General features: G+C 36.1%; 4 protein-coding genes and 1 pseudogene. All 5 read left to right on the top strand.

Features of this window, described 5'->3' with window-relative positions; genetic code table 11:
- Positions 1-717, top strand: a pseudogene (locus ABYK33_RS14040) (cell division protein FtsH); the annotation flags it as partial.
- A 368-nt stretch (positions 718-1,085) separates the two neighbouring features.
- The gene (locus ABYK33_RS14035) at positions 1,086-2,642 is read left to right on the top strand and encodes a 2-isopropylmalate synthase (RefSeq protein WP_373033912.1); all 1,557 of its coding nucleotides are present in this window, start codon (positions 1,086-1,088) and stop codon (positions 2,640-2,642) included.
- A gap of 313 nt (positions 2,643-2,955) precedes the next feature.
- Entirely contained in the window at positions 2,956-3,174 is a 219-nt protein-coding gene (locus tag ABYK33_RS14030) for a cold-shock protein (protein ID WP_373033911.1), read from the top strand.
- 99 nt (positions 3,175-3,273) lie between these two features.
- Entirely contained in the window at positions 3,274-3,576 is a 303-nt protein-coding gene (locus ABYK33_RS14025; protein WP_373033910.1) for a hypothetical protein, read from the top strand.
- 54 nt (positions 3,577-3,630) lie between these two features.
- Positions 3,631-4,350 (top strand): glutamate 5-kinase (proB, locus tag ABYK33_RS14020; protein WP_373033909.1); only part of this gene is annotated, 720 nt, incomplete at its 3' end.

Genomic DNA, 4,350 nt, shown 5'->3' with positions numbered 1-4,350 from the left:
CGTTCATTTGTTGGACTTGAAAAGAAAAACCGTAAGATCTCTGAAGTTGAGAAAAAGATCGTTGCCTACCATGAGAGTGGTCATGCACTCATGGCTGAACTTACCAAAGGTGCAACCCGTGTTACAAAAGTATCTATCATCCCTAGAGGACTTGGTGCACTTGGGTATACTCTGCACCTTCCAGATGATGAAGACAGATTCTTAAAACAAAAACATGAACTAATGGCTGAGATAGATGTACTTCTCGGTGGTCGTGCAGCAGAAGAAGTCTTTATTGGCGAGATCAGCACTGGAGCGGGTAATGACCTTGACCGTGCTACTGCCATCCTTAAAGACATGATCTCCGTATACGGTATGACCGATGTTGCAGGGCTTATGGTCCTCTCACGAAGTCAAAACTCATTTTTGGGTGGTGGTGCAGTATCTACAGACTATAGTGAAAAAATGGCAGAAGATATGGATAACTATATCCGTAGCACACTCAACGAACGTTATGTGTTTGTAAAAAATACACTCAATGAGTATCATCAAGCCATAGAAAACATGACTGCTATACTTCTTGATGTTGAAGTGATCGAAGGTAAGAAAGTACGTTCTATCATCGCTGAGTTTGAAAAAGAAAATAACTTAGAAAGCCGTCTTGCCCATGGTGATAAAATTGCGGCTTCTGAAGCTAGAGCTAAGGCAGAAGATGAAGCAGAAGATACAGATAAATAATCAATGTGTGAATACGACTCATTGTATTTGCATGTTAGTGAGGTTATATATTTTATGACCTCTGTATGGACTACAAACACTTAATTTAAGAAGGGCTAATCTTTAAAAGATAATTATTATCCCTTGTATTTTATTTTCAAATAGAGTATAATACTCAAAATTTAAAGGAGAGATTATGAAAACTATCATAAACCAACAAACTATTTTCACAAAAGACAGCTCTCTCCTGCTACTGCTCGCACTCTAATCGTTTAACGATCCACACCCTTTTCACACAATATAAAAACAATTAGTTTCTAATAACTACAATTTAGGTAGAATTAGACAATTCATAGCGTGAAACGCTTTTACGATATCAAGGTAATAAAATGAGTATTGAAACAATAAAAATATTTGACACAACATTAAGAGACGGTGAACAAAGCCCAGGGGCTTCCATGAACACCGAAGAGAAGATCCAGATCGCTGCACAGTTAGAGCGTTTGGGTGTAGACATCATTGAAGCAGGATTTGCAGCGGCAAGTCCCGGAGACTTTGACGCTATTGATAAAATATCACAAAGAGTCATCAACTCAACTGTTTGTTCTTTGGCTAGAGCCATAGACTCAGATGTTAAAGCTGCAGGTGAAGCCATTGCTAAGGCTAAGATGAAACGTATCCATACATTCATCGCCACATCCAGTATCCATATGGAACATAAGTTAAAAATGAGTCCGGATGAAGTGATCAAAAGAGCAGTAAGAGCCGTAGAGTATGCCCGTACATTTGTAGATGACGTAGAGTTTTCCTGTGAAGATGCAGGCCGTTCAGATATCGGTTTTATGAAAGAGATATCTGATGCAGTCATAGAAGCAGGTGCAAGCACTATTAACTTACCAGACACTGTTGGATTTAGACTTCCTTTTGAGATCGGCGCGATGGTGAAAGAGATGAGTGAATATACCAAAGGTAGAGCTATTATTTCAGTTCATAATCACAACGATTTGGGGTTAGGTGTAGCAAACTCTTTGGAGGCTGTAGTCAATGGAGCAAGACAAGTAGAGTGTACAATCAACGGTTTAGGAGAAAGAGCTGGAAATGCTGCTCTTGAAGAGATCGTTATGGCATTAAAAACACGTTCTGATGTTTTTGCAGACTACAAAACAAATATCAATACAAAAGAGATCTACCCAAGTTCTCGTTTGATAGCCAACATCACAGGCATAGAACCCCAACCGAACAAAGCCATCGTTGGTAAAAATGCTTTTGCACATGAAAGTGGTATACACCAAGACGGAATGTTAAAAAATAAAGAGACCTATGAGATCATCTCTCCAGCAGACATTGGTTTAGATATGGATGATACTTTGGTATTGGGTAAACATTCAGGCCGTGCAGCATTTAAAGATAAATTGAGTAAATTGGGCTTTATTATAAGTGATGAAGAATTAAATGCATCATTTGACCGTTTTAAAATCTTAGCCGATAAAAAGAAAGACATCTATGATGATGATTTAAGGGCTTTGGTCACATCTGAGATGACAATGGCACCTAAGATCTATGAGTTGATCTCTTTACAGTTAATGGACTGTTCCAATGGTGTACCCTCTGCTGCAGTAAGCATTAGAAAAGATGGTAAAGAAATCATCGATGCGGGTATAGGTGAAGGTACTATAGATGCCATATTTAAAACCATAGACAGGATCTCTGGCTATGAAGGTCAATTATTGGACTACAAAGTTAAGTCAGTCAGTGAAGGCAAAGATGCCTTGGCAAATGTGACTGTCAAGGTCTCATTTAACGGAGAACCTGCCATCATAGGACACGGATTAAACATAGACACGATGTTAGCCTCTGCCAGAGCATATATCGGTGCCTTAAATTCTTATTTGAGTATGGAAGGGAAGTTGAAATCACGTCATTCTGACAGTTCTAAAACGATTTAACCCTTATACTCACCATTAAAATCACGCAAAGCGTACATGTTGTGGCAAATGACCGTTAAATCAAAGCGATTCGGGAGCCACAACGATTTTTTCCTTCGTTTTTTCTATTTTCAAATAGGTATTACTATACATTATTTTGCTATTATTAGAATATTAAGGTATACTTATATATGAAAGATGATTTAGAGTTTCATCTTTGGCTTGACTTTTATTGCTTACCTTTAGTTTACAGTATCATCCTCCTGAGAGAACACTCCATTTTATATTTTCAGCACATTCAGTAATGAAGTGTATAAACAACAAAGGAATTGCAATGGCAACTCAAGTAAACGGAACAGTAAAATGGTTCAACAGTGAAAAAGGTTTCGGTTTTATCGAACCTGAAAATGGCGAAAATGATGTATTTGTACACTATCGTCAAATTAATAGCAATGGTTACGACCGTGTTTCCCTTAACGAAGGTCAAAAAGTGACTTTTGAGATCGGTAAAGGCGAAAAAGGCCCACAGGCTGAAAACGTTACTGGTCTTTAAGACCATCAATGGACAGATTCCTCTGTCCATCTCTTGAACAATTTGATAAAGAGTTCAATAGATCTTTTTATGAATTGCTTAAAGGAAAGGATATGAAAAATGAAATTTATTTATATAAAAAATTATTTAGAGATACCTAGAGAAGAGAAGTTAAATTTTTTTAAGTTCATAAGCAGTGTCGATAATTTAACTATAATGAAGCAGAGAGTTGTTTTTTCAGAGAACTCTTTATTGCTAAACTTTAAAGAGGCTACAAACGTACAAAAAGCGAAAGAAACGATAGAAGGTTTTTTTGAAACTATACCGAATGTTTCAGCACATGTAGTCAATCAAATTATACAAGATAAAGATAGCGTGATCTTGGAATTTAATAATAAAAAACTAAGAGTTGAACGAGATTAAGCATAGAAATTTATTCTCATATGATAAAAAACAAAGTGATATAAGGAAATATAAATGAAAAGAATAGTTATAAAAGTAGGAAGTTCTGTCTTAACAGATACAAAAAGTATTGCAAAAGAGAGGATGTTAAACCTTGTCTCTTTGATCGTTGAAGCTAGAAAAAAGTATGAGGTTATTCTTGTGTCATCTGGGGCAGTCTCTGCAGGATATACAGCAGTTAAATTAAACAGAAGTGTTCCTACAAGTAAAAAAGTTTTAGCTTCTGTTGGACAGCCTATCCTTATGAGTTCTTATAAAAATAAGTTTGATATTTATGATGTTCCTATTTCTCAGATACTTACGACTGAAGAAGATTTTGATTCAAGAGTACATACACAAATTTTTCAAGATATTATAGAAAGAACATTAAGAAATGATATTTTACCTATTGTAAATGAAAATGACATCTCAACAACTCCAGATCAACTCTTTGGAGACAACGACCAACTATCTGCTCATATTACTTATCATACAGGTGCTGATCTGCTTGTGGTTTTAAGTGATATTGATGGATATTATGATTCTAATCCTAAAGATAATCCAAAAGCAAAGATCAGAAAAATTGTCACTGAATTAAAACAAGAAGAGCTAGAACAGGAACATACTCCAAACTCTCAATTTGCAACAGGTGGCATAGTTACTAAACTCAAAGCAGCTGAGCATATTATGAGTAAAGGCAAAGAGATGTTTTTATGTAGTGGTTTTGACCTGTCAGCTGCAAGAGATTTTCTTATG

Source organism: Sulfurovum sp. (assembly GCF_041562805.1).
Taxonomy (GTDB): domain Bacteria; phylum Campylobacterota; class Campylobacteria; order Campylobacterales; family Sulfurovaceae; genus Sulfurovum.
This window is presented reverse-complemented; position numbering and strand designations above follow the sequence as displayed.

Bases quoted from the DNA above. Each gene is read 5' to 3' on its own strand.
- ABYK33_RS14035 (WP_373033912.1), top strand. From the start codon at position 1,086: ATGAGTATTGAAACAATAAAAATATTTGACACAACATTAAGAGACGGT.
- ABYK33_RS14030 (WP_373033911.1), top strand. From the start codon at position 2,956: ATGGCAACTCAAGTAAACGGAACAGTAAAATGGTTCAACAGTGAAAAA.
- ABYK33_RS14025 (WP_373033910.1), top strand. From the start codon at position 3,274: ATGAAATTTATTTATATAAAAAATTATTTAGAGATACCTAGAGAAGAG.